This is a genomic window from Acinetobacter sp. 797_lipA, from assembly GCF_058243025.1.
This window is the reverse complement of record NZ_JBZAYQ010000001.1, coordinates 2,153,622-2,174,631: the sequence shown is the minus strand read 5'-3', so window position 1 is coordinate 2,174,631 and position 21,010 is coordinate 2,153,622. Positions and strand designations below refer to the sequence as shown.

Genomic DNA, 21,010 nt, shown 5'->3' with positions numbered 1-21,010 from the left:
TATATTTTGATATAAGTCAAGGGTAATATTGTTGTACATAATAATCAATATATTAACAGAACAAAAGGGTGACTCGGCTGTTTATGTGATTTAAATCACTAAATTGTAGTTGAGGATTGACAAAGCGACGACGGGCGCTGTCTCTGTACGCAATACACGCTCACCAATACACCAGTTAATAAAACCGTGCTCATTGGCTGTTGTAATTTCAGCCTCACTTAAACCACCTTCAGGCCCAATGAGAAGTGCAATGTTTGGTGTCGCATGTGCCAAAACGTCGATTTTTTCTTTATTCGGGGCGAGTACAAGCCGAGTCGCAGGTAATTTAGATGCGAGCCATTTGTCTAAGCTGACTGGAGCATGGATAGTGGGAACAATGTTCATGCCACATTGTTCACATGCCGCGATAGCAATGCCTTGCCAATGATCAATCTTCTTTTGGTCGCGGTCATATTTCAAACGCATTTCACAACGTTCAGACGTTAATAGTTGAATTTCGGAAACGCCTAATTCAACTGCCTTTTGAATGACATAGTCCATACGATCCCCTTTACTCATGACTTGACCGAGTAAAGTTTTAAACGCAGGCGTACGATTGGTTGGGTTAAAAGCAGTGACCTGAACTGATGCTGACTTTTTAGCAACGTCACTTAAGGTCACTTCATATTCGCCGCCTTGTCCATTAAACAAAGTAGCCGTTTCACCGACTTGAGCACGCAAAACTTTTACCCAGTGGTGAAACACAGTTTCAGTCAGTTCGACAGTGTGATCAACATTGAGTTCTGCTTCCATAAAAAAACGAGGCATTCGGTTTTACTCTCAAATAGGGTGAATCTAGTTTAAATACTTATGCTAAACCGAGGTCTAGTACAAGCTGACGGGTAGGATCAGTCGTGTTCATGGTGTAGAAGTGCAAACTCGGTGCGCCCCCTGCAATCAGGCGTTCACAAAGTTTCACAATCACTTCATGACCGAAGGCTTTGATGCTGGCAGTATCGTCACCATAAGTTGCCAGTTGTTTACGAATCCAACGTGGAATCTCAGCGCCTGTACCATCTGCAAAGCGAATCAAGTTGCTGGCATTGGTAATTGGCATAATGCCTGGTGCAACTGGAATGTTCACGCCTTCTTTTTGAATGCGATCTACAAAGTAGAAGTAGGCATCTGGATTAAAGAAGAACTGAGTCAGTGCCGCATTCGCACCTGCATTGGCTTTGTCGCAAAAACGTTGAATGTCTAGGTCAAAACTATCTGCTTGAGGGTGCATTTCTGGATAAGCGGCAACCTCAATTTTGAAATGATCGCCCGAATGTTCACGGATAAAACGTACCAAATCCGTAGCATAAGGTAGTTCCCCTAGGCCAACTTGACCTGAAGGTAAGTCACCACGCAGCGCCACAATACGGTCAATGCCTTGATCTTTATAAATGTCGAGTAACTCAGCAATACGTGCTTTGTCATCACCAATACAAGACAAGTGAGGGGCAACAGGTGTGCCTTTACCATTAAATTCTGCAATGGCTGCTAAGGTGCGTTCACGGGTTGAACCGCCTGCACCATAGGTAATTGAGAAAAACTCTGGGTTGAGCAGCTGTAATTCTTGGTGTACAACTTTCAGTTTTTCTGCGCCCGCATCCGTTTTGGTCGGGAAAAACTCAAAAGAAATAGGAATGTGTTTCGACATGTTCAAATCCTTTTTTATAAATGCTTTTTATTTAGACCTCTTCCGAGCCCTCTCTTGCGCGTAGATTTACAGCAGTGCTTAAAACCCGCTTTACAGGAGAGGGGACTTTCACTATAAATTGAATTAATAATGAAAAGTCCCTTCTCCCACTGGGAGAAGGCTAGGATGAGGGGGAAATATAAAACTTAGTATTTATAAGCATCCGACTTGAATGGGCCTTCAACTTGAACACCTAAGTAATCTGCTTGTACTTGAGTCAAAGTTGTTAACACACCGCCAAAACCAGCAACCATTGCTGCCGCAACTTCTTCATCTAATTTCTTAGGAAGTAGTTCTACGCGAATAGCCGCTTGTTTTTGATCTTCAGCAAGATCCGCAAATTTTTCAGCGAACAAGTGCATTTGACCTAGTACTTGGTTGGCAAAAGAACCATCCATAATACGTGATGGGTGACCCGTTGCATTACCTAGGTTAACTAAACGACCTTCAGAAAGCAGGATCAAGTAATTGTTTTCATCTTCTGAACGATACACTTGGTGAACTTGTGGCTTCACTTCAACCCACTTGTACCCACGTAAGTAGTTGGTGTCGATTTCAGTGTCAAAATGACCGATGTTACATACCACAGCGCCTGCTTTTAATGAATCAAGCATTGCAGCGTCACATACGTGGTAGTTACCTGTCGTTGTTACGATCAAGTCCGTATTTTGAAGAAGGTCTGCATTTACATCTTCTTTTTTACCAGTCTGTACGCCATTCTTGTATGGAGAAACAACTTCGTAACCATCCATACATGCTTGCATAGCACAGATTGGATCTACTTCAGTCACACGTACAATCATGCCTTCTTGACGAAGAGATTGAGCAGAACCTTTACCTACGTCACCGTAACCAATCACAAGTGCACGACGACCAGATAAAAGCATATCTGTACCACGTTTAATCGCATCATTCAGTGAGTGGCGGCAACCGTATTTGTTGTCGTTTTTAGACTTTGTTACAGAGTCATTCACGTTGATTGCAGGAACTTTCAAAGTACCATCACGAAGCATTTCATACAGACGTTGAACACCTGTCGTGGTTTCTTCAGTTACACCGTGAATTTTTGCAATCACTTCTGGATATTTTTCATGAACAAGAAGTGTTAAATCACCGCCATCATCCAAAATCATGTTGGCATCCCAAGGCGTGCCATTCACATTGATTTGTTGTTCAAGACACCACATGTATTCTTCTTCAGTTTCGCCTTTCCAAGCAAATACAGGTACACCAGAAGCCGCAATTGCCGCAGCAGCATGGTCTTGAGTAGAGAAGATGTTACAAGAGGTCCAACGAACTTCGGCGCCTAATTCAACTAGGGTTTCAATGAGAACCGCAGTTTGAATGGTCATGTGGATACAACCAAGGATTTTTGCGCCAGCAAGTGGTTTTGCAGCAGCATAGCGCTTACGTAGGCCCATAAGTGCTGGCATTTCTGCTTCAGCAAGTTTGATTTCTTTACGGCCGTAGTCAGCGAGTGAAATATCAGCAACTTTGTAATCTGTAAATGAAGCAGTAACCGCGTTCATCACGATCTCCTAATATAAAAAATTGATCATTCAGTTCGCGGATGCCGTTGTTGATTCAAAAGGGATTTGAACCGGATCGTCGAGCCTAGCGATTTCACATTTATGTACCTGTGAAAAAGTCGCAGCATCCCTCGACTAGCGAAGTATTGTACTTGGATTCTAAAAGTGTTCCAAGTTTTAAAAGATAATATTATTGGCTTTTGCCTATTTGTTCTTTTAATTGATCAAAAGCATTCCAACCTTCGTTGGTTAAAGAAAAATAATCTTTTTCATCAGTTTGATTTTTAATGTATTTAATTTCTGAAAGTTTTTGGACAGCATTTTCCCATTTAGCTAACTCGCGACCGACATGAAGATTTATATCTAATTTTCCAGTAGATAAAGTAGTGCCATTTATATGTTTAATAAAATAAATATTCCCTTCATCTTTTCCCGCATTCTGGAGGATTGTTATCATTTCATCACTAAGCTCAATAGCTTTTTCTGTATAAGATTGGATTGCCGTATCGTTGGAATTAAGTTCATTTACAATAGTTTGAATATATTCATTTTGTTGAATATGAAGAGATAAGTGATCTTTAATCTTTTGTTTAAAGACAGATTGATCATCATAGAATTCTAATAATCCATCTTTAAGCCATATTTGGGTTTGATCTCTTAAAAGCTGTAATTGTTGTAAATCTATATTATCGGGGTAAGACTTTCTTGAAATATATATTGAAGCTAATTTGTTGTTCTTACAGTGTTTTGAGATTTCCTCTACTGTCCCGCTAACATACTCACCAGTTGGTGAACCTAAGCGAGTCCAGAAAAGACCAATTAAAATATCCGAATTATTAAGAATGCTTTTATTTATAATCTCTTGTGGGCGACTACCCATTTCAGGTGCAATATGTGTTTCCCAGCCAACAGGATTTAGCATTACACCAAATTGTTTTGAGTGAATCGCATTCCACTCATAAATTGCATCGCGTACTAGTTGTCTCTCTTCTGATACATCACTTGGGGATGCGATCATTACATTTAAAATTGTAGCTTGATGTGCCATTTCTAATTTACTGAAATTTGATTATTTACCCTTAATATATCTGAAATTTATACGGTTTCTATGGTTTGATGTAATTATTTAATTTCGAGTTCAAGTCATTTTGTTTATTATCAACACAATCATCTTTTTCGAATTGTGTTATGGCTTTGAATATCCCTGAATCCTTAATGAACCTTGAAGCTAATGGCGGTATTTATGCGGTATGGATGCTACTCCAGCATTTATATATCGATGCGGATATTGAACAGTTGATAGAGGTCTGTGGTTATGATGCAGAAAATGGAACGACAACCATTGGCTTGGCAGTCGGATTAAAGAAATTTGGCTTTGATGTTCAATTTTATACTGATGAAGACACAGAGCTTCAAGCACAAGAAAAATTGAGCTATGCAGAAGCTGAGCAACTAAATCTGCCAGTGTTAGCGGCCATCAATTACCAACAAATTCAACAGGCATTTGAGCAAAATAAATTTATCATTGTGTATTACGATACTTTAGAAAGCGTCGGAAACCATTCACTGGTTTATTCTATAGATGAACAAGAAATCTGTTTCTTTGACAGTTTTGAGGCGATGCCTGCATCTGTATTTGAACAACAGCGAAAAGCCGAAGGCATCTGCCGACAAGTGATCGTGCTTGATCATTCAAGCGCTCGCATGGAAACAGTACAATAAACATGAAAAGAAGACGTTAAATGAAAAAGATCCTCGGACTATGCGTGTTCATCTCTATGCAGATCAGTGCGAATGACAGCACGGGTTTTGTGGCAACGGGCGGTGTGCAATATCTGAAAAATCCAAAAATCAGTATGCAAAGTGAAGATTTGTTTATCAGTAAAAACATCATTCGGGTGAATTACCAATTTAAAAATCTTACAACTCAAGATATTACGGAAACTGTTTTATTTCCCTTGCCGCGTGTGGGCAGTTCGCGTGAAAGCGATTTTGCGCATACCGAACAATTGATTCAAAGCTTTAAAGTACAAGCCAATGCACAAAAGATTCAGCCAGAAACGCATGTGCGTGCATTTTTACCCACTTTAACGGCAGGTGGTGACTTCAATTCCAATGGTGACGTTGTCGATGTGACTGCAGGTTTGAAAAAATGTGGTTTTTCAGATCGAGATTTGATGTATCCGTGGTTATTGCAGCAAGACTCTACACTTAATCTGCGTTTGTACCGTTGTCAGGACAAAACGGTGCAGCAGCTTTTAAAACCTTATCAGGTGGATGATGAAATTTATTGGGAATCGCAAATTATTTATAGTTGGCAGCAGACGTTTAAGGCCAATGCGTTGACCCATGTAAAACATGAGTACATGCCATTGGTCGGTGGTTCGGTCTCTTTATATCCAGAAGAGGATGAAAAAACCTATTGTATGGATCAAAACTTCAAAGCGGGTTTGAAAAAGACCAAGTCGCAATATGCCCCTTATCAAGCTTTGGGCTATATCTTAAAAACGGGTGCAAATTGGGCGAAACCTATTCAAAGTTTTAAACTGACCATTGAGCGTGACCCGAATGAGTTGGTTTCATTTTGTTGGAATGGTCAGGTGAAAAAGATCAGTTCGACACAATTTCAAATGACAGAAAAGAATTTTGTGCCGAAACAGGATTTAGATATTATTTTTGTGCGTAAGTTTTAAGTAGTAAAAAAGCCCATCAAAGGATGGGCTTTTGATTTTATTCCTGTTCTGCGGCATCTGCCTTGTCGTGCCAGTATTTGGCTTTTACCTCATCCGCATCGACACCTAGGGCATTTTCATAAATGAATGCCAAATCACGCATGGCTTGAGCTTCACCCAGTTCCGCTGCTTGTTGTACCAGTTCAATTGACTTAGCGACATCCTTTTCAACCACATCACCACGACGGTAAAAACCAGCCAACTCTAATATTGCACTAGGGTGTTTCAGCTCAGCGGCCTGTTTTAACCAGTGATGTGCATGTCCAAAGTAGGTTTCAGCTTCGCTTGGATCTTCTTCACGAAGTTCTTTGGCATAAAAAGCATAACCTTCACCTAGCCAATACATGGCTTCCACATGACCCAATGCTGCTGCTTTTAGTGCCCATTCTTCTGCAAGCGTAATTTCATCTTCATTTTCACTTTGCATATACAGTTCAGCAAGTTCAAATTGAGCGTCACTATTACCCGTTGTTGCGAGGTTGACCAATTCAGCAGGAATTTTAGGAGATTGAGGCATACAAATAACCAAAGATTTAAACTGTGGATAGCCTAATGCTTTCAAGTGAAAAAGCCAATCCGAAGATTGGCTTTTAGGTTCAGATCAGGTGTAAAGTTAGGCTGAATATAAATAAGAGTAAAACTGAAACAGCGATATTCTTAATTTTTTGTTCAAAATAACTTAAGCAAAGTCCAACAAACAGTGCAGCGAAGCTAATTACGCCGACCCAATAACTGATTTCGGTGCTCCAATGTCCTTGTGTTAAGCAAATGAGCAAAGAAACAATTAACAGTAACCAACCCACAGTGGTTGCTAAGCGTGTTTGCTGAAGTGTCAGTTCTTTAGCAAAGATTTGCTTTTGGTGCTTAGACATACTGCTGGCAAGGGCAAAAAAACCTAAGGTCGCTAAAGCCCAAATGATCAGAAACCAAATCATGCTTCGGCCTCCTGAACAGGTGCTTTCACTTTTTTATTCGGCAAACCTTGATGTTTTTTCACTTTGTCATAAGCGAAATAGAAGATCACTGCCATTACCCACATGGCTAAATCAACCGATGCAATCATCCATTGACCCTGCGCAATGCTGTTCCACAAAGCCTGACCGCCTGTCATCAAGTTGACCACTGGTAGCAGTACGAAAGCGAGTGTTGCCAATAAAAGTAAGTCTAACCACGCTTGGCGGTGGGTACGGAAAATGGCATATATCAGCGCGAGTAACCATACGGTAAAGAAGCTACGAATCTCCCAGTTTAGGCGCATTTCTACGTCTGCTGGAATGAAACGGTTGGCATAAAAATATGCCGCGCAGGCCAAAGGCAAGCCAATAATGGCCGCAATATTCAGGACTTCAACCAGTCGGAAACCAAACGATTTATAGCCTTGTTTCTGCTGTTGGGGTGCACGTTTTACACACCAAAGGATCAGACCTGTAGCCACCATGAGCGTGCCTAAAATACCCGAGCAGAATAATAACCAGCGAAGAGCCAAGTCGAGGCCACGTGCTTCGTGTAAGACGGTGACCACGTTATAGATGCCACTTGGAATCGATGGATTTTTGATTCGTATATTTTTATCCGTTTCGTCTTGACCCGTGACCCCATTATAGTTGAGTGTTGCATACACATTGCGATGCGCGACACTTTCAGCACGCAGAGCACGGAACTCAATTTTGGCTTGGTCTGTATTGGGTGAAATAATATTAATTGAAGCAATTGGATTGTCTTTCCACTGTTGTTGTACCGCTGCCATAATTGGCGCTAAGTCTGTCAGTGGTGCAGGGCGGAGTTCGGGTTTTGGACGTTCCTCACCACGACCTTGAGCATGTTCACCACGTTGCTGTCCGCGTTCTCCACGAGCCGCTCTTTCACCTTCGCGTTGACCCTGACCTTCGCGCTGCACATCTTCAGCTTTTTGGGGCTGCTCAATCATGCTGGCCTGTTGGTCACGTAAAAACTGTTGTCGATTTTCATACGCTTGGTTAATTCCCCAAGGCATGAACATAAACATGAGCAGTAGTAAGCCACTAAAGGTAATCATTAGATGAAAAGGCAGTGCAAAAACAGCGGTTGCATTGTGTGCATCTAGCCATGAGCGTTGACCTTTGCCAGAGCGAAAGGTAAAGAAATCTTTAAAGATTTTTTTATGGGTAATGATGCCACTAACAATTGCGACTAACATGAACATGGTGGCAATCCCGACTAACCAACGTGTCCACAGGCGGGGTAAACCGTACAATTCAAAATGGAAACGATACAGGAACCCACCACCACGCGTATCCCGTGGTTCAATCACTTCACCAGTCGCACTGTCTAAGGTGATACGTTTTCCACCACGACGTGCTTTCGGGTCTTCACCAACGGCACGAATAGTCACTTCAGTTGTGGTTTGGCGTGAGTTGGGCAGTTGAATTTTCCAACTGCCAGCATCTGGGTGGTTTTTTTGTAAATAGTTGAGCGCGACCTGCATTTGTTGCACTTGAGACTGCGCAGGGATAGATTGATGTGTTTCTGGTTTCATCCAAGTAGAAATTTCATTTTGGAAAAAACTGAGTGTTCCAGTCACAAAAATTGCATACAGCAGCCACCCTAAAATGAGACTGGCCCATGTATGCAACCATGACATGGATTGGTGCGGTCCTTCCGCTTTTTGATCAACACGCATTGAAAAACTATCCTAAAAATTTGAGTAGGGCATACAGTGCAATACATGGCACAGCAATGCCGAGCGTTGCTTTTAAGGTTTTTTGAACCATAAAGACCCAAATAAAGGCAGCACAGTTAAGACAAAATGCAATGAGGGTGGCGCTCATGGCTGCATTCACAGGATTTGCAATAAAAAGTTTGGCAATGGTTAATGCAGAGAGCGCAGCAAGGAGATAACCTCCAAGCAAGGCAAGTGCAAATCGATACAACACCATCAGACGGTAGCTAAGTGGTGTGTCGACTTTCTTCTTTTTGGCAGGCTTCGGACGGACTTTTTCCGAATGAACCAAGGCATCAATTTGAGTGGTGCTATTCATGGAAGAGAGTTGGTGTCTTAGTAAACAATATTGCAAATGATAACAATTATTATTTAAATAGAACAGATGGTAACTTTATTTATTTTTTCTGTAACGGTAAGTGAGTTTAGTGAATAGAAAATTTGGATTGTAGAGGATGAGTTTTTAAATCGATTTGATTCTTATCTTTATTTATTTTTAAGAATAACTACACAGTGTTACTAAATCACATTACACGCTGTTTTGTTGTGCGTTAGTTTTATAGTTAAAACTGGTGCTAACGGAGGAAAAGATGGCTGCTTTTATTAATGCCGAACAGGCAAAAATTATGTCCAACCAAGCGTATTTAGATATTGAGATCTACAAATTACGTTTAGCATCCCTAATCGAGGAGAGTGCGAAACAGGGAAATACTGCGGTATTTACCGTATTGCCAAAACATTTACCCCTAGAAGATATCCGTCATCTTTCAGCAGAACTTACCCAACTGGGATATCAAGTCCGTTTGGAAGTGGAAGAGTTCTATTACCGTTTAAACGTGTATTGGATTTAAATTTCGTTTCGATGCCATGGTATATATTGTGTGGATAAAATAAAAGCCCGTAAACGGACTTTTATCTTTTAGGCGTTTCAAAAACCGATGAGAGGGTTATGGTTGAATATCGGAAGCCTTTGTATGGTAGGGATTCTTTAAAGCGAGTGTTTGTTCAAGCTCATGGTCGAAAATATCGGTGAGCATACTATCGAAGCGTTGAGCATTGTAATGAATCAACTGATCTGCTTCTTCAGGACTGATGAATCCTGTTTCAAGTGCATGTTGAATATGTGATTCAAAATCTAAGCCTTTAAATTGTCCTCTAGACTCCGCTTTTTTAAACTTCGTCCACAGTGGATCAATTTTTAATGCTGCTTGGAACGCATTTTCCATACGCCCAAAGACGTCATTAGGATCGGTATTGTAAAAAACATGCTGCTTTAGTTGTTCACGGAAAGGATTATTTTCCATGATCGCACGTCCTAATTGTGTTTTTAGCTGATCACTTGGTTGCTGGGCAACACGACCAAAAGGGAAACAGATGAATTTGGCTACACAAGCTGCGGCTCGCATAGGAAAGTTTGCGAATAGTCCATCAAATGCATCCTGAATTTGGACAAATGCTTTTTCTAAAGCCAGTTGTGCATGCTGTTGCTCCACCTCACTACGTTGTCCTTTTTCATAAAACTTCAAAATAGCGGTCGCGATAAATAGATGGGCATGAATGTCGGCTAAACGCCCTGAAAGCATTTCTTTGCGCTTAATATCGCCTGCAAGTAAGCCTAAACACAGGTCTGCGGTTAAGGCGAAGTTTGCACTGTAACGGTTAATGGTTTTGTAAAAAGGACGTGAAAAAGCATCTGTCTGTGCGGAAGCATCTGAAAGACCACCGAAGATGCCATAACTGAATGAACGGGCTGTGCGGTTAAAGGTATAAGCCAAATGTTTAAAAAGTAGCGTGTCGAAAGGCGCTAGAGCTGTCTTTGTATCTTCTGCTTGAAGGAGTTGAAGCTCTTCATATAGATAGGGATGACAACGCATGGAGCCTTGACCAAAAATCATTAAAGAGCGACTTAAAATATTGGCGCCTTCGACAGTAATTGAAATGGGGATGGCCTGATAATTCAGTGCTAAAAAATTGCGCGGCCCCATTTGTACTGCCCGTCCGCCAACGACATCCATCCCATGATTGACAATTTTACGCATGGTTTCGGTGGCATAGTATTTGGCCATAGCTGTCATCACAGCAGGTTTTCCACCTTCATTTAAACCACAAGTCACCATATAGCGAAAAGCTTCTAACATATACGCACCGCTGGCAATATCACTGGTGGCTTCTTGCACGCCTTCAAAATGTCCCACAGAAATTTTAAATTGTTGGCGAACTTTGGCAAAAGCACCGACGCTTAAATAGGCCATTTCAGCTGAAGCAGTGGAGAGGGCTGGCAAAGAAATCCCACGACCTACGGCTAAGCATTCCATCAGCATGCGCCAACCTTTACCTGCATTTTCCACCCCACCAATAATCCAATCGAGTGGGATAAAAACATCTTGTCCATCGACCGTGCCATTCATAAAGGGTGAACCCGGATTATGTCGTGCACCGACTTGGACACCGTCATGACTGGCAGGTAATAATGCGCAGGTGATGCCGTATTCAGTTTTGCTTGCATCGCCTAATAGTCCATCAGGGTCATAGAGTTTAAAAGCGAGACCAATCACAGTCGCAATAGGCGCCAGTGTAATCCAGCGTTTTGAAAAGTTCATACGTAAACCAAGCACTTCTTGGCCTTCAAACTGTCCGTAACAGACCACGCCTGTGTCCGGTATCGCACCCGCATCTGAACCAGCCTCAGGACTGGTTAAACCAAAGCAGGGGATTTCTTCGCCTTTGGCGAGTCCGGGTAAGTAGCGTTGTTTTTGTTCCTCAGTTCCATAATGTAAAAGCAACTCACCTGGGCCTAGAGAGTTGGGCACCATACAACTGACGGCAGTGGTCAGTGAACGTGAAGAAATTTTGCTCATGATGCGGCTTTGTGCAAAGGAGCTAAACGCACGACCGCCGTATTCTTTGGGAATAATTAAACCTAAAAAGCCTTGTTCTTTGATGTATTGCCATGCCTCAACAGGAAGATCTTTTAAGTGGTGATGAATTTCCCATTCATTGAGTAAACCACAAAGGTGTTCAACTTCATGATCTAAGAAGGATTGCTCTTCAGCAGACAATGTTGGGTAGACATAACCATCAAATTTTTTCCAGTCAGGCGCACCCATAAATAATTCTTTTTCCCACCAACTGGTGCCTGCATCCAATGCTTCACGCTCGGTACTGCTCATACTCGGCATGACTTTGGCTAAAGCTTTATAGGAAGGTTGCGTGATTAAGGACTTGCGTAATGGATCAATAACCACAATCAGGCTGAGAATAATTAAGGGCAGACCTAGAAGTAATGACCACGGACTGATAAAAATAGCAGCGAAGAGGGATGTAAAAATAATCATTGCAGTTGCCATTAAGCGACTGAGTTCAAAATAAAAAATAGCCCAGAGGATACAGATTAAAAACAGAATGGAGAAAATGAAACCCATTGAAACCTCCCGTTGTTTACACCGTGAGGTGAGTCATACGTTTTATAGAATTTCACGGAAAATAAGGCAAAACGTAGACTAAAAAGGTGTAATAAAATGAATTTGATGTGATGTGTAGCATCACGATTATTTTAGAATTTGAATTAGATTAGGGTGTTTATTGAACAATGACTGTGTTAGAAATGTATGAATACGTAATTGAAAAATATAAAGAACGAAGTTCGTAATAAAAAAAGCCCTCATATGAGGGCTTTTAATTTTGCGTTTAACTGTTTAACACGACAGCAAATTAAGCTTCAATCGTTTGAACCGCAATCTTTTTCGCAGGATCTGCTTTGCGACGTACTGCTGGTACAGGTTCGCCATAGTATTGACGGTCAGCGAAGTAGCTTGAACGAACCATCGGCGCTGCCCAAATATTTCTAAAGCCCAGCTTTTGACCATGCGCAGTGTAGCGTTCAAATTCTTCTGGTGTAACGAAGCGGTCAATCGGCGCATGCTCTTTTGAAGGCTGTAAATACTGACCAATCGTTACATAATCAACGCCGTGTGCATGCAAATCATCTAAAAGTGAAATGACTTCTTCTTCAGTTTCACCAATACCGACCATCAAACCACATTTGGTTGGAACGTCAGGGCAATATTCTTTAAACATTTTCAACAGATTTAAAGAGTGTTGGTAGTCTGAACCTGGACGCATCGCTTTGTATAAACGCGGCACAGTTTCAATGTTGTGGTTAAACACATCAGGTGGACACTCAGTCATAATGCGAAGCGCAATGTCCATACGACCACGGAAGTCAGGTACCAAAATCTCAAGTAAAGTATTCGGGCTTAATGCACGTGCTTCTTTAATACAGTCAACAAAGTGCTGCGCACCACCGTCAAGTAAGTCATCACGGTCTACAGAGGTGATCACGGCATATTTTAAACCTAAGTTTGAAATCGTTTCAGCCATGTGACGTGGTTCGTCTGCGTCAAGTGCGTTAGGACGGCCATGTGCCACATCGCAGAAAGGACAACGACGTGTACAAATGTCACCCATAATCATAAAGGTTGCCGTACCACCACCAAAACATTCAGGTAAGTTTGGACATGCTGCTTCTTCACAAACGGTATGTAGTTTTTGTTCACGTAGGGTTGATTTAATGCGTTGCACTTCTTCGGGTGCTGCCATTTTCACGCGAATCCAATCCGGCTTGCGTGGCGTTTCAACCGTAGGAATAACTTTTACAGGTATACGCGCGACCTTTTCTGCGCCACGAAGTTTGATACCCTGCTCAGGTTTACGGTTTTCAGACATATTCAACTATTCCACTGTTTTTGACGGGGGAGATGCTAAAAATAGCAGTATTAGTATAGCGGAAATGCGAATTGATAGGGCGGAAATACTATTCATTTACTAAATGTGGTTATCACTTAATATATGTAAGCTAAATACAGCAAATTGCCTGCAATTACGTCATAATATGCCCAAGATAAGTAATAAGTTTTTGAAGAAGGAGCGTTGAATGCCACGTAAAAAAGAGGTCGTTGGTGGAACTTTCGTTAAGTACGATGCGGTCGTTCTAGGTTCAGGCCCTGCGGGTGAAGGCGCGGCAATGAAACTTGCCAAATCTGGAAAGCGTGTTGCGATTGTAGATGTACGTGAGCAGCTCGGTGGTAACTGTACCCACGTGGGGACCATTCCAAGTAAAGCTTTACGTCAAACGGTATCGAGTATTATCCGTTATCGCCGTGACCCAATGTTTAAAAAAATGGGCGACTGGCGTCAGTTTACAATGAAGCAAGTGCTTCAAAATGCACATAAAGTGATTCAACAACAGGTTGATACACACTCACGTTTTTATGACCGCAATAAAATTGATATTTACCATGGTCGTGCTTACGTTCAAGACCAAAATACGGTTTTAGTGTTTAGCCCTGAAGGCATCAAAGAAACGATCATGTGCAAACAAATCGTGATTGCAACGGGTAGCCGTCCATACCGTCCTGCGGCGCTTGATTTTAATCATCCGCGTGTATTCGATTCGGACAAAATTTTAGACCTCGATTATTCGATCCAAAAAATCATCATTTATGGTGCGGGTGTGATTGGCTGTGAATATGCGTCTATTTTCATTGGACTAGATCACAAAGTTGACTTGATTAATACACAGCACAAATTGCTGAGCTATCTAGACGATGAAATTTCTGATGCTTTGTCTTATCACTTACGTCAACAAGGGGTCTTGATTCGTCATAATGAGCAGATTGATCATCTTGAAACGTATGATGATCACGTGGTGCTACATTTACAAAGCGGTAAGAAAATTAAAGCAGATGCTATTTTGTGGTGTAACGGTCGTTCTGGAAATACGGATGGCTTAGGTCTAGAAAATGTGGGTATTACGCCAAACAGCCGTGGTCAGATTACAGTCAATGATCAATACCAAACCGAAGTGGAAAACATTTACGCTGCGGGTGATGTGATTGGTTGGCCTTCACTGGCTTCTGCTGCATATGACCAAGGTCGTTGCGCAGGTGCAAACATGAGCGGTGAAGTGGGTGTAGAACCTGTGGTTGATATTCCGACAGGCATTTATACCATTCCAGAAATTTCTTCGATTGGTAAAACTGAACAAGAGTTAACTGAAGAAAAAATTCCGTATGAAGTGGGTCAAGCTTCTTTCCGTCATTTGGCGCGTGCGCAAATTACAGGTGACACAGTGGGTGAGTTGAAAATTTTATTCCACCGTGAAACTTTGGAAGTGCTGGGTGTACATTGCTTCGGTAATAACGCTTCGGAAATTATTCATATTGGTCAAGCGGTGATGAATAGTCCAAACAATACCATCAATTATTTCGTAGAAACGACGTTTAACTATCCAACGATGGCTGAAGCATATCGTGTAGCGACTTTAAATGGTATGAACCGTTTGTTCTAATTTTTATAGTATTTTCAGAGACCTGTAAGTTTAGACTTGCAGGTTTTTTTTATATCTAAAATTGCTATTTTTTATTGTATGTCTCAATGTTTAAAACTTTTCACCAATTTGTGCGGTGGTAGGTGAGTGCGACAAGTAAGGGGGAGGGAAGCAACTCTGCTTATGAGATACAAGTAATTTTGTGGGTGCCATGTTGCGTAGAACATGGAAAGAATGATCCAGTGATACGGCGTAGCAGATAATCTAGGCATAAAAAAACCAACAAAGTTGGCTTTTTTGAATTGGGCTGCGACGTGAAATCAGTTACAGGATGAACTGATGTAAGAAGTAGGCAGAAATCATCATGCCTAACACAAAAAACATGCACGAATAAGCGTCAAGCTGATAGCGCTTTTCTAATTGATGTTCAACATGCTGTATATTTTCTTCTTGCATAATTTTCATGGAAGTTTTTATTCCGATTTAATTATCGTTAAAATCCTATTGCATGTTTGTATTTTTAACATAAAAAAATGCTTAAATAAAGTACTAATTAAAAATAATCAGATTTCCACTATACATAATCACTTAAATATTCAAGTTTATGCTGAGTTAACCTAGAAGCCAGCAGCTACCAATAACTAACTATCTGAAAGTCAAAGAACTTAGGATTTTATTATTCATCGTTAAAATAAGATAATTGAATTTAAAACTGTGGATAAAAGTTCTTTTAAATGAATTTAAAATACTAAGAGATAATAAAATATGTGGATAATTTTTATACAAATGAATTCAAATTAAAATAAATCGTACTGATATAAATAAAAAAGCCAACGAACCTATACATCGATCTGGCATGGGCTGAGTTGGCTTATTTTTATAAATTATTGATTTAATGCATAAATATTGGCTTGAATCCAAATATTGCCGCGAATGTATTGTCCAATATTAAAGTTGGCGTACTCTGGATTTTTAGTGGCAATACGAATCAGTGTCGCAGGTTGGTTGTCTTCATGAATCAAGGCAACATCAAGCAGAGTGTAGTCTTGTTCCATAAATTGCATGTTGGTTTTGCCAACAATATTCCCTTGGAACCATGCTTCATCTTCCTGACCGATCTTTTCGCCATACAAATAAGCGACCATTTTTGAAAAATCGACAGTCACAGGTTCTTTGTCATCATCCGACTTTGGTTCCCATGCATCAATCTGTTCTTGCAGGTTTGCAGGAGCAATGCCATTGTTTGCTGCCAAAATATCGTTCAAGGCACGATGATGTTTAATCGATGCAGGATCATCAACCACCAGTTGCTCGTGCTCTGCGACTGCTTCTAGTTCATATGCCCATGCATTGAGATGTGCAATATAGGTTTGGTCTTTTTGGTATTGAGCATGATTGACGCTATATAAGCTGTCATAAGCGTAGACGATACTGTTATTGCCTAAGTTTAAACGTAAAACGGCTTGTGTGTTGGATTGACCGCGAATGATGCGTTCAACCACAGCAGACACTTTATAGGGGCTATTAAAACTTGGAAATGCAGTTTTAACAGCCTTGGGTTTATTGTCTTCAACCGCGATGACTTGAGTCAGTTGAACAGCCGCTTGACTTGGACCTTGAATGAGCCAGCAACCCGCATCCATATCTTGTTCAGTCTGGCATAAACCCATCGGCATGATTGGTGCATTTAAAGCTAAACCTAACCATTTAGGGACATCTTGTGCAGGGTTATCGGTGAGTAAATTCCAATGCTCGACGTGGCTACCAAAGTTTTGGTCATCAATGGTGATTATTTCTGGACTATTTTGATTGTTCATATGCACGATTGAATGAGGTTATATATCCCTATTAAATCGAGGGTTATTTCTATATTTCAAGTCCTATATTTTATTTTTACTGGAAAATCATCAAAAAAGAGGAAAGCCTTACTTTATTTGACAGACAAAAGAGCAAAGTATTTTCTTGTGATACTTAAAAAGTATGACACAAGCTTTGTATTAGGGATTTTGAGCGGTTTTATCTATTATGCTCAAGCACTGAGTTTGTTAGACTAAGGTAGTTTCTTTTGTTTATGGATGTGCAGTGCTGCCATTTAAACTCTGGGTCGATGCAGATGCATTGCCTAAAATTTTACGTGAAGTGATTTTACGTGCTTCAGATCGTTATCAGCTTGAAGTGACCTTTGTGGCCAATCAAAATGTCGGGATTACGCCTTCCGTTCGTATAAATTCAATTCAAGTAATGAGTGGGGCCGATGCCGCGGATAAAGAAATCATCGAACGCATGAAAGAGAATGATATTGTGATGACACAAGACATTCCGCTGGCAGCACAAGTGATTGAAAAGGGTGGAATCGCAATTCACCCACGTGGTGAAATCTATACTACCGCTAATGTCAAAGCTCGCCTACATTTACGTGATTTTATGGATTCATTACGTGGAGCAGGTGTAAACACGGGTGGGCCACCGCCTATTTCTGAACGTGATAAACGCGAATTTTCTAGTTCTTTAGACCAAACCATTCAAAAGCAAAAACGCAAAACTGCTATTTAGCATCGAGCTGATTATGTCTTCTAAAGCCAATCTGATGGCAACCTATGGATTATTGGTTTTTATTTGGTCCACAACGCCTTTAGCGATTGTGTGGAGTGTGACCGATTTACATATGCTGTGGGCATTGGTATTACGTTTTTTCATTGCTTTGCCTTTGGCGATTTGTTTGTTATTGGTTTTAAAACGACAGTTCCCCACCGATAAAGTCGCTTGGCATAGTTATTTGGCTGGTTCTTTTAGCTTGATTGGTTCCCAGTTTTTTACCTATGTTGCCACTAACTATATTAGTTCAGGCATGATTGCATTGATGTTTGGCTTAGCACCGATTATGGCAGGGCTGATCGGACGTTTTTACTTTAAGACTTATTTGAGTGCGATGCAGTGGTTTGGGATGTGTATTGCACTGCTAGGACTTGCGATCATTTGCCTTGCAGGTACAGCACAGCATGTCCATCCGTTTGGGATTGGACTGATGTTACTGAGTGTATTTTCTTATGCAGCCTCTATTTTCTGGGTGAAAAAAGTCAATGCGAATATTGAACCCGTTGCACAAGCGACAGGTTCAATTTTGGTGTCGACATTGGCGGCTATCTGTATTGTGCCATTTATTTGGCAGCATGCACCGCAGCAAATGCCCAGTTTGAAAACTTGCTTGGCGCTGCTATATACGGTCGTCATGGCGTCATTGATTGCGATGTTCTGTTATTTTAAATTGGTGCAGAAAATTCAACCCACGACTTTATCGCTGACTACCGTCATGACGCCGATGATTGCTCTATTTATAGGTGCGGTACTGAATCAGGAAAAACTTTCGATCATGGTGATTTTGGGTGCAGTGGTTTTATTGTCAGGTTTGTTCGTTTACTTTTATAAAGATCTTCAGGCAAGTCGGAAACTTGCCCAAAAGTTAAAAAGCCAAAACTAGTCCAAGGTTTTGGCTTTAATGATCTTCGACCGTCAAAGAAATACAGTCGGCCAATTTGACACGATCTTGCGGGTGCAAGGTAATAAAGTATGCTCCCGTGCGGCACTTGCCATTTTCCTCTTCATTGCTGTACACCACTTGCGCAATCGCGGCAATATGGAAGAAGTTTTCAGGATGGCTCAAGGTTAAGTGGATATAGGTACCATCTTGAATTTGTTTTTCACTATAGAAACTCAAACCACTTTCAGAAAAATTCACATGTTCAGGCGTAGGTAACATGGTTTGTACAATTGTGTCGTACAAAGACCCCGTGATCAGGTTTAATTTCTGGTTAAATAGGGATAAGATTCGAGCAATTTGTTGATCTTTTTCAGATAATTGTTCTAATTCGTAGTTTAGTGCATGATCAAATTGATCTAATTCTGCGAGTAGTAGAAAATAGCGCGGTAAAACAAAATTAGGATCGTAAGGGTCATTCAGGGCAACATCATCAGAAATGATCTGATAGTTAATTCTCAAGGCCGCATCGATTCGTGACATCACACGACGTTCTGGTTGAACGTTTTGATGCTGTAAATTTTCCATAATTATGACCTCGGACTAGATGGTATGTTTAAACCAATCTCGCTGTATATAGGGTTGAGATATACTCGCGCACGGCGTAGCAACCACTTTATTTCTTTTATTGCACTGGTTTCGATGATCGGTCTAACACTGGGTGTGGCTGTACTTATTACAGTCTTATCTGTAATGAATGGTTTCGACCGAGAGTTGAAAACACGTGTACTTGGAATGATACCTCAAGCCACTGTTTCTTCAACACAAATTTTAACAGATTGGCCTGAACTTGCAAAAAAAATTGAGACAAAGGAACACGTCACAGGCGTAGCACCGTTTACTCAATTGCAGGGGATGCTTACGGCACAAGGCCAAGTGGCTGGAATTATGGTCACGGGGATCGAACCTCAATATGAAAAAAAGGTTTCGATTATCCAAGACCACATGGTTGAAGGTGGTATTGATAACTTAAAAAAAGGTGAGTTTGGTATTGTTTTAGGCAAACAAATGACCGATGCCTTAGGTTTAGGTTTAAATGATAGTGTGACTTTGGTTTTACCGGAGGCAACACCATCACCAGCGGGTGTGGTACCGCGTTTTAAACGTTTCAAAATTGTGGGCATTTTCAGCATTGGTGCTGAGGTCGATTCGATGATGGGCTACATTGCCTTGAATGATGCATCAACGTTGTTACGCTTACCTGATGGCGCGCAAGGCATTCGCTTGAAATTGGATGATATTTTTGCAGCACCTAAAGTGGCTGATGAAATTGTCATGGATCTGCCAAGCGGTTTTTATGCTTCGAATTGGACCTATACGCACGGAAATTTGTTTAGTGCGATCCAAATGGAAAAGGCCATGGTGAGCTTATTACTCTTCCTAATTGTCTTGGTGGCTGCATTTAATATTGTGTCGTCCTTGGTAATGGTCGTGACCGATAAAAAATCGGATATTGCCATATTACGTACTCTTGGTGCATCACCTGCGACCATTACTCGTATTTTTATGGTTCAAGGCACGATTATTGGTGTAATTGGTACGGTATCGGGCGCGATTCTCGGCATTGTTTTCGCGTCTGGAATTAGTGGTTTTGTGGGTTGGCTAAACAACGTGATGGGACTGCATCTGTTTGATGCCTACTTTATCAATTACTTACCATCGTATTTAAGATGGCAAGATGTATTAACCATTGTGTCACTGTCTTTAGTTTTAAGTTTCCTTGCAACTATTTACCCTGCAATGCGTGCTGCAAAAATCCAACCTGCGGAGGCATTACGTTATGAGTAAAATTGTTTTAGAAGCACAAAATATTGAAAAACATTTTACCGATGGTAAGTCGACTGTTGAGGTGATTAAAGGCCTCTCTCTACAAGTCAAAGCAGGTGAATTCGTTTCGATTGTGGGGTCGAGTGGTTCGGGTAAAAGTACTTTGTTGCATGTCTTGGGTGGTTTAGACCGTCCGAGTTCGGGCCAAGTGTTTTTGCAGGGCAGTCGTTTTGACAGTTTGAATGAAGCTGAGCGTGGTTATTTACGTAACCAACACTTAGGTTTTGTTTACCAGTTCCATCATCTATTGCCTGAATTTACCGCTTTGGAAAATGTGGCAATGCCACTGATGTTACGTCAAGGCACCAACTTTAAAGATGTACAAAAGCAAGCTGAATATTTACTCGAGCGTGTAGGATTGACGCATCGTTTAACCCATAAACCGGGTGAGCTTTCGGGTGGTGAACGTCAACGTGTTGCATTAGCGCGTGCATTGGTGGCCAAGCCAGCATTAATGATGGCCGATGAACCTACAGGCAACTTAGATCGTAAAACAGCAAGCAAAATTTTTGAGCTGCTGATGGATTTACGTCAGGAGTTCAATATGGCGATGTTGATCGTGACACATGATGAACAACTGGCTCAGTCCGCCGATTCTCTTTTGCATATGCAAGATGGTCTTTGGGTCAATGACTAGG

Annotated in this window: 21 protein-coding genes; 8 read left to right on the top strand and 13 right to left on the bottom strand. The window is 41.1% G+C overall.

Translation table 11 applies throughout. The features are described 5' to 3' along the window. Positions 1-90: 90 nt before the first annotated feature. The 4 genes from AC4CU2_RS10665 to AC4CU2_RS10650 form a co-directional block, all read right to left on the bottom strand. On the bottom strand, positions 91-807 hold the full coding sequence (locus AC4CU2_RS10665; protein WP_317113599.1) for a 16S rRNA (uracil(1498)-N(3))-methyltransferase: 717 nt from the start codon (positions 805-807) through the stop codon (positions 91-93). A 40-nt stretch (positions 808-847) separates the two neighbouring features. Then, positions 848-1,684 carry a methylenetetrahydrofolate reductase [NAD(P)H] gene (metF, locus tag AC4CU2_RS10660; RefSeq protein WP_087010755.1) on the bottom strand — a complete coding sequence of 279 codons (837 nt, stop codon included), beginning with the start codon at positions 1,682-1,684 and terminating at the stop codon, positions 848-850. A 185-nt stretch (positions 1,685-1,869) separates the two neighbouring features. Further along, positions 1,870-3,252, bottom strand: a complete 1,383-nt coding sequence (ahcY, locus tag AC4CU2_RS10655) for an adenosylhomocysteinase (protein WP_335998522.1) — start codon at positions 3,250-3,252, stop codon at positions 1,870-1,872. A gap of 190 nt (positions 3,253-3,442) precedes the next feature. Beyond that, positions 3,443-4,300 carry a DUF4062 domain-containing protein gene (locus AC4CU2_RS10650; protein WP_490768811.1) on the bottom strand — a complete coding sequence of 286 codons (858 nt, stop codon included), beginning with the start codon at positions 4,298-4,300 and terminating at the stop codon, positions 3,443-3,445. A 140-nt stretch (positions 4,301-4,440) separates the two neighbouring features. On the opposite strand from AC4CU2_RS10650, the gene AC4CU2_RS10645 reads away from it, so the two are divergent. Continuing rightward, complete coding sequence (locus tag AC4CU2_RS10645) at positions 4,441-4,974, top strand: cysteine peptidase family C39 domain-containing protein (RefSeq protein WP_490768810.1); 534 nt, start codon at positions 4,441-4,443, stop codon at positions 4,972-4,974. 20 nt (positions 4,975-4,994) lie between these two features. After that, entirely contained in the window at positions 4,995-5,945 is a 951-nt protein-coding gene (locus AC4CU2_RS10640) for a DUF4424 family protein (protein WP_005399746.1), read from the top strand. 37 nt (positions 5,946-5,982) lie between these two features. Here the strand turns inward: AC4CU2_RS10640 and AC4CU2_RS10635 are convergent, their stop codons facing one another. The 4 genes from AC4CU2_RS10635 to AC4CU2_RS10620 all read right to left on the bottom strand — a co-directional run bounded on the left by AC4CU2_RS10635 (position 5,983) and on the right by AC4CU2_RS10620 (position 9,001). Continuing rightward, positions 5,983-6,501, bottom strand: a complete 519-nt coding sequence (locus AC4CU2_RS10635) for a tetratricopeptide repeat protein (protein ID WP_490768809.1) — start codon at positions 6,499-6,501, stop codon at positions 5,983-5,985. 79 nt (positions 6,502-6,580) lie between these two features. After that, the gene (locus AC4CU2_RS10630) at positions 6,581-6,919 is read right to left on the bottom strand and encodes a DUF3325 domain-containing protein (RefSeq protein WP_178928072.1); all 339 of its coding nucleotides are present in this window, start codon (positions 6,917-6,919) and stop codon (positions 6,581-6,583) included. Next, the gene (locus tag AC4CU2_RS10625) at positions 6,916-8,643 is read right to left on the bottom strand and encodes a PepSY-associated TM helix domain-containing protein (protein WP_490768808.1); all 1,728 of its coding nucleotides are present in this window, start codon (positions 8,641-8,643) and stop codon (positions 6,916-6,918) included. The genes AC4CU2_RS10630 and AC4CU2_RS10625 overlap by 4 nt, the downstream gene beginning before the upstream one ends. Positions 8,644-8,650: 7 nt before the next feature. Continuing rightward, a complete protein-coding gene (locus tag AC4CU2_RS10620; RefSeq protein ID WP_078425965.1) occupies positions 8,651-9,001 on the bottom strand; it encodes a hypothetical protein in 351 nt (116 codons plus the stop codon). A gap of 271 nt (positions 9,002-9,272) precedes the next feature. Between AC4CU2_RS10620 and AC4CU2_RS10615 the strand changes: the two genes are divergently transcribed. After that, positions 9,273-9,533 carry a hypothetical protein gene (locus tag AC4CU2_RS10615; protein ID WP_004693932.1) on the top strand — a complete coding sequence of 87 codons (261 nt, stop codon included), beginning with the start codon at positions 9,273-9,275 and terminating at the stop codon, positions 9,531-9,533. 96 nt (positions 9,534-9,629) lie between these two features. Here AC4CU2_RS10615 and AC4CU2_RS10610 read toward each other — a convergent pair whose 3' ends face one another. Together AC4CU2_RS10610 and lipA are read right to left on the bottom strand one after the other, a co-directional pair. After that, positions 9,630-12,104 (bottom strand): acyl-CoA dehydrogenase, encoded by a 2,475-nt coding sequence (locus AC4CU2_RS10610; protein ID WP_490768807.1) that lies wholly within the window; start codon positions 12,102-12,104, stop codon positions 9,630-9,632. A gap of 289 nt (positions 12,105-12,393) precedes the next feature. Then, on the bottom strand, positions 12,394-13,407 hold the full coding sequence (lipA, locus tag AC4CU2_RS10605; RefSeq protein WP_004693928.1) for a lipoyl synthase: 1,014 nt from the start codon (positions 13,405-13,407) through the stop codon (positions 12,394-12,396). Between the two features lie 208 nt (positions 13,408-13,615). Here lipA and sthA point away from each other — a divergent pair, with 208 nt between their 5' ends. Continuing rightward, a complete protein-coding gene (gene sthA / locus AC4CU2_RS10600) occupies positions 13,616-15,031 on the top strand; it encodes a Si-specific NAD(P)(+) transhydrogenase (RefSeq protein WP_004693926.1) in 1,416 nt (471 codons plus the stop codon). Between the two features lie 303 nt (positions 15,032-15,334). Here the strand turns inward: sthA and AC4CU2_RS10595 are convergent, their stop codons facing one another. Both AC4CU2_RS10595 and AC4CU2_RS10590 read right to left on the bottom strand, forming a co-directional pair. Beyond that, complete coding sequence (locus AC4CU2_RS10595; RefSeq protein WP_004693924.1) at positions 15,335-15,475, bottom strand: hypothetical protein; 141 nt, start codon at positions 15,473-15,475, stop codon at positions 15,335-15,337. Positions 15,476-15,894: 419 nt separating this feature from the next. Next, positions 15,895-16,827, bottom strand: a complete 933-nt coding sequence (locus AC4CU2_RS10590; RefSeq protein WP_234951541.1) for a hypothetical protein — start codon at positions 16,825-16,827, stop codon at positions 15,895-15,897. Between the two features lie 265 nt (positions 16,828-17,092). On the opposite strand from AC4CU2_RS10590, the gene AC4CU2_RS10585 reads away from it, so the two are divergent. Both AC4CU2_RS10585 and AC4CU2_RS10580 read left to right on the top strand, forming a co-directional pair. After that, entirely contained in the window at positions 17,093-17,563 is a 471-nt protein-coding gene (locus tag AC4CU2_RS10585) for a YaiI/YqxD family protein (RefSeq protein WP_004693920.1), read from the top strand. A gap of 13 nt (positions 17,564-17,576) precedes the next feature. Then, a complete protein-coding gene (locus AC4CU2_RS10580; RefSeq protein ID WP_490768806.1) occupies positions 17,577-18,488 on the top strand; it encodes a DMT family transporter in 912 nt (303 codons plus the stop codon). Positions 18,489-18,503: 15 nt separating this feature from the next. Here the strand turns inward: AC4CU2_RS10580 and AC4CU2_RS10575 are convergent, their stop codons facing one another. Beyond that, on the bottom strand, positions 18,504-19,073 hold the full coding sequence (locus tag AC4CU2_RS10575) for a PilZ domain-containing protein (RefSeq protein WP_010326393.1): 570 nt from the start codon (positions 19,071-19,073) through the stop codon (positions 18,504-18,506). A gap of 24 nt (positions 19,074-19,097) precedes the next feature. Between AC4CU2_RS10575 and AC4CU2_RS10570 the strand changes: the two genes are divergently transcribed. Together AC4CU2_RS10570 and lolD are read left to right on the top strand one after the other, a co-directional pair. Then, positions 19,098-20,333: a lipoprotein-releasing ABC transporter permease subunit gene (locus AC4CU2_RS10570; protein ID WP_004980646.1), complete on the top strand. Its 1,236-nt coding sequence runs from the start codon at positions 19,098-19,100 to the stop codon at positions 20,331-20,333. Further along, positions 20,326-21,009 carry a lipoprotein-releasing ABC transporter ATP-binding protein LolD gene (lolD, locus tag AC4CU2_RS10565; protein ID WP_151836590.1) on the top strand — a complete coding sequence of 228 codons (684 nt, stop codon included), beginning with the start codon at positions 20,326-20,328 and terminating at the stop codon, positions 21,007-21,009. Before AC4CU2_RS10570 ends, lolD begins: the two co-directional genes overlap by 8 nt. The last annotated feature ends 1 nt before the right edge of the window (position 21,010 follow it).

Excerpts from the sequence above, each read along its gene's own strand:
- AC4CU2_RS10615 (WP_004693932.1), top strand. The coding sequence starts at position 9,273 with ATGGCTGCTTTTATTAATGCCGAACAGGCAAAAATTATGTCCAACCAA.
- AC4CU2_RS10630 (WP_178928072.1), bottom strand. The coding sequence starts at position 6,919 with ATGATTTGGTTTCTGATCATTTGGGCTTTAGCGACCTTAGGTTTTTTT.
- AC4CU2_RS10570 (WP_004980646.1), top strand. The coding sequence starts at position 19,098 with ATGTTTAAACCAATCTCGCTGTATATAGGGTTGAGATATACTCGCGCA.
- AC4CU2_RS10620 (WP_078425965.1), bottom strand. The coding sequence starts at position 9,001 with ATGAATAGCACCACTCAAATTGATGCCTTGGTTCATTCGGAAAAAGTC.
- AC4CU2_RS10580 (WP_490768806.1), top strand. The coding sequence starts at position 17,577 with ATGTCTTCTAAAGCCAATCTGATGGCAACCTATGGATTATTGGTTTTT.
- AC4CU2_RS10595 (WP_004693924.1), bottom strand. The coding sequence starts at position 15,475 with ATGAAAATTATGCAAGAAGAAAATATACAGCATGTTGAACATCAATTA.
- AC4CU2_RS10665 (WP_317113599.1), bottom strand. The coding sequence starts at position 807 with ATGCCTCGTTTTTTTATGGAAGCAGAACTCAATGTTGATCACACTGTC.
- metF (WP_087010755.1), bottom strand. The coding sequence starts at position 1,684 with ATGTCGAAACACATTCCTATTTCTTTTGAGTTTTTCCCGACCAAAACG.
- lipA (WP_004693928.1), bottom strand. The coding sequence starts at position 13,407 with ATGTCTGAAAACCGTAAACCTGAGCAGGGTATCAAACTTCGTGGCGCA.
- AC4CU2_RS10640 (WP_005399746.1), top strand. The coding sequence starts at position 4,995 with ATGAAAAAGATCCTCGGACTATGCGTGTTCATCTCTATGCAGATCAGT.
- AC4CU2_RS10645 (WP_490768810.1), top strand. The coding sequence starts at position 4,441 with ATGGCTTTGAATATCCCTGAATCCTTAATGAACCTTGAAGCTAATGGC.
- AC4CU2_RS10610 (WP_490768807.1), bottom strand. The coding sequence starts at position 12,104 with ATGGGTTTCATTTTCTCCATTCTGTTTTTAATCTGTATCCTCTGGGCT.
- ahcY (WP_335998522.1), bottom strand. The coding sequence starts at position 3,252 with ATGAACGCGGTTACTGCTTCATTTACAGATTACAAAGTTGCTGATATT.
- AC4CU2_RS10590 (WP_234951541.1), bottom strand. The coding sequence starts at position 16,827 with ATGAACAATCAAAATAGTCCAGAAATAATCACCATTGATGACCAAAAC.
- AC4CU2_RS10650 (WP_490768811.1), bottom strand. The coding sequence starts at position 4,300 with ATGGCACATCAAGCTACAATTTTAAATGTAATGATCGCATCCCCAAGT.
- lolD (WP_151836590.1), top strand. The coding sequence starts at position 20,326 with ATGAGTAAAATTGTTTTAGAAGCACAAAATATTGAAAAACATTTTACC.
- sthA (WP_004693926.1), top strand. The coding sequence starts at position 13,616 with ATGCCACGTAAAAAAGAGGTCGTTGGTGGAACTTTCGTTAAGTACGAT.
- AC4CU2_RS10575 (WP_010326393.1), bottom strand. The coding sequence starts at position 19,073 with ATGGAAAATTTACAGCATCAAAACGTTCAACCAGAACGTCGTGTGATG.
- AC4CU2_RS10625 (WP_490768808.1), bottom strand. The coding sequence starts at position 8,643 with ATGCGTGTTGATCAAAAAGCGGAAGGACCGCACCAATCCATGTCATGG.
- AC4CU2_RS10635 (WP_490768809.1), bottom strand. The coding sequence starts at position 6,501 with ATGCCTCAATCTCCTAAAATTCCTGCTGAATTGGTCAACCTCGCAACA.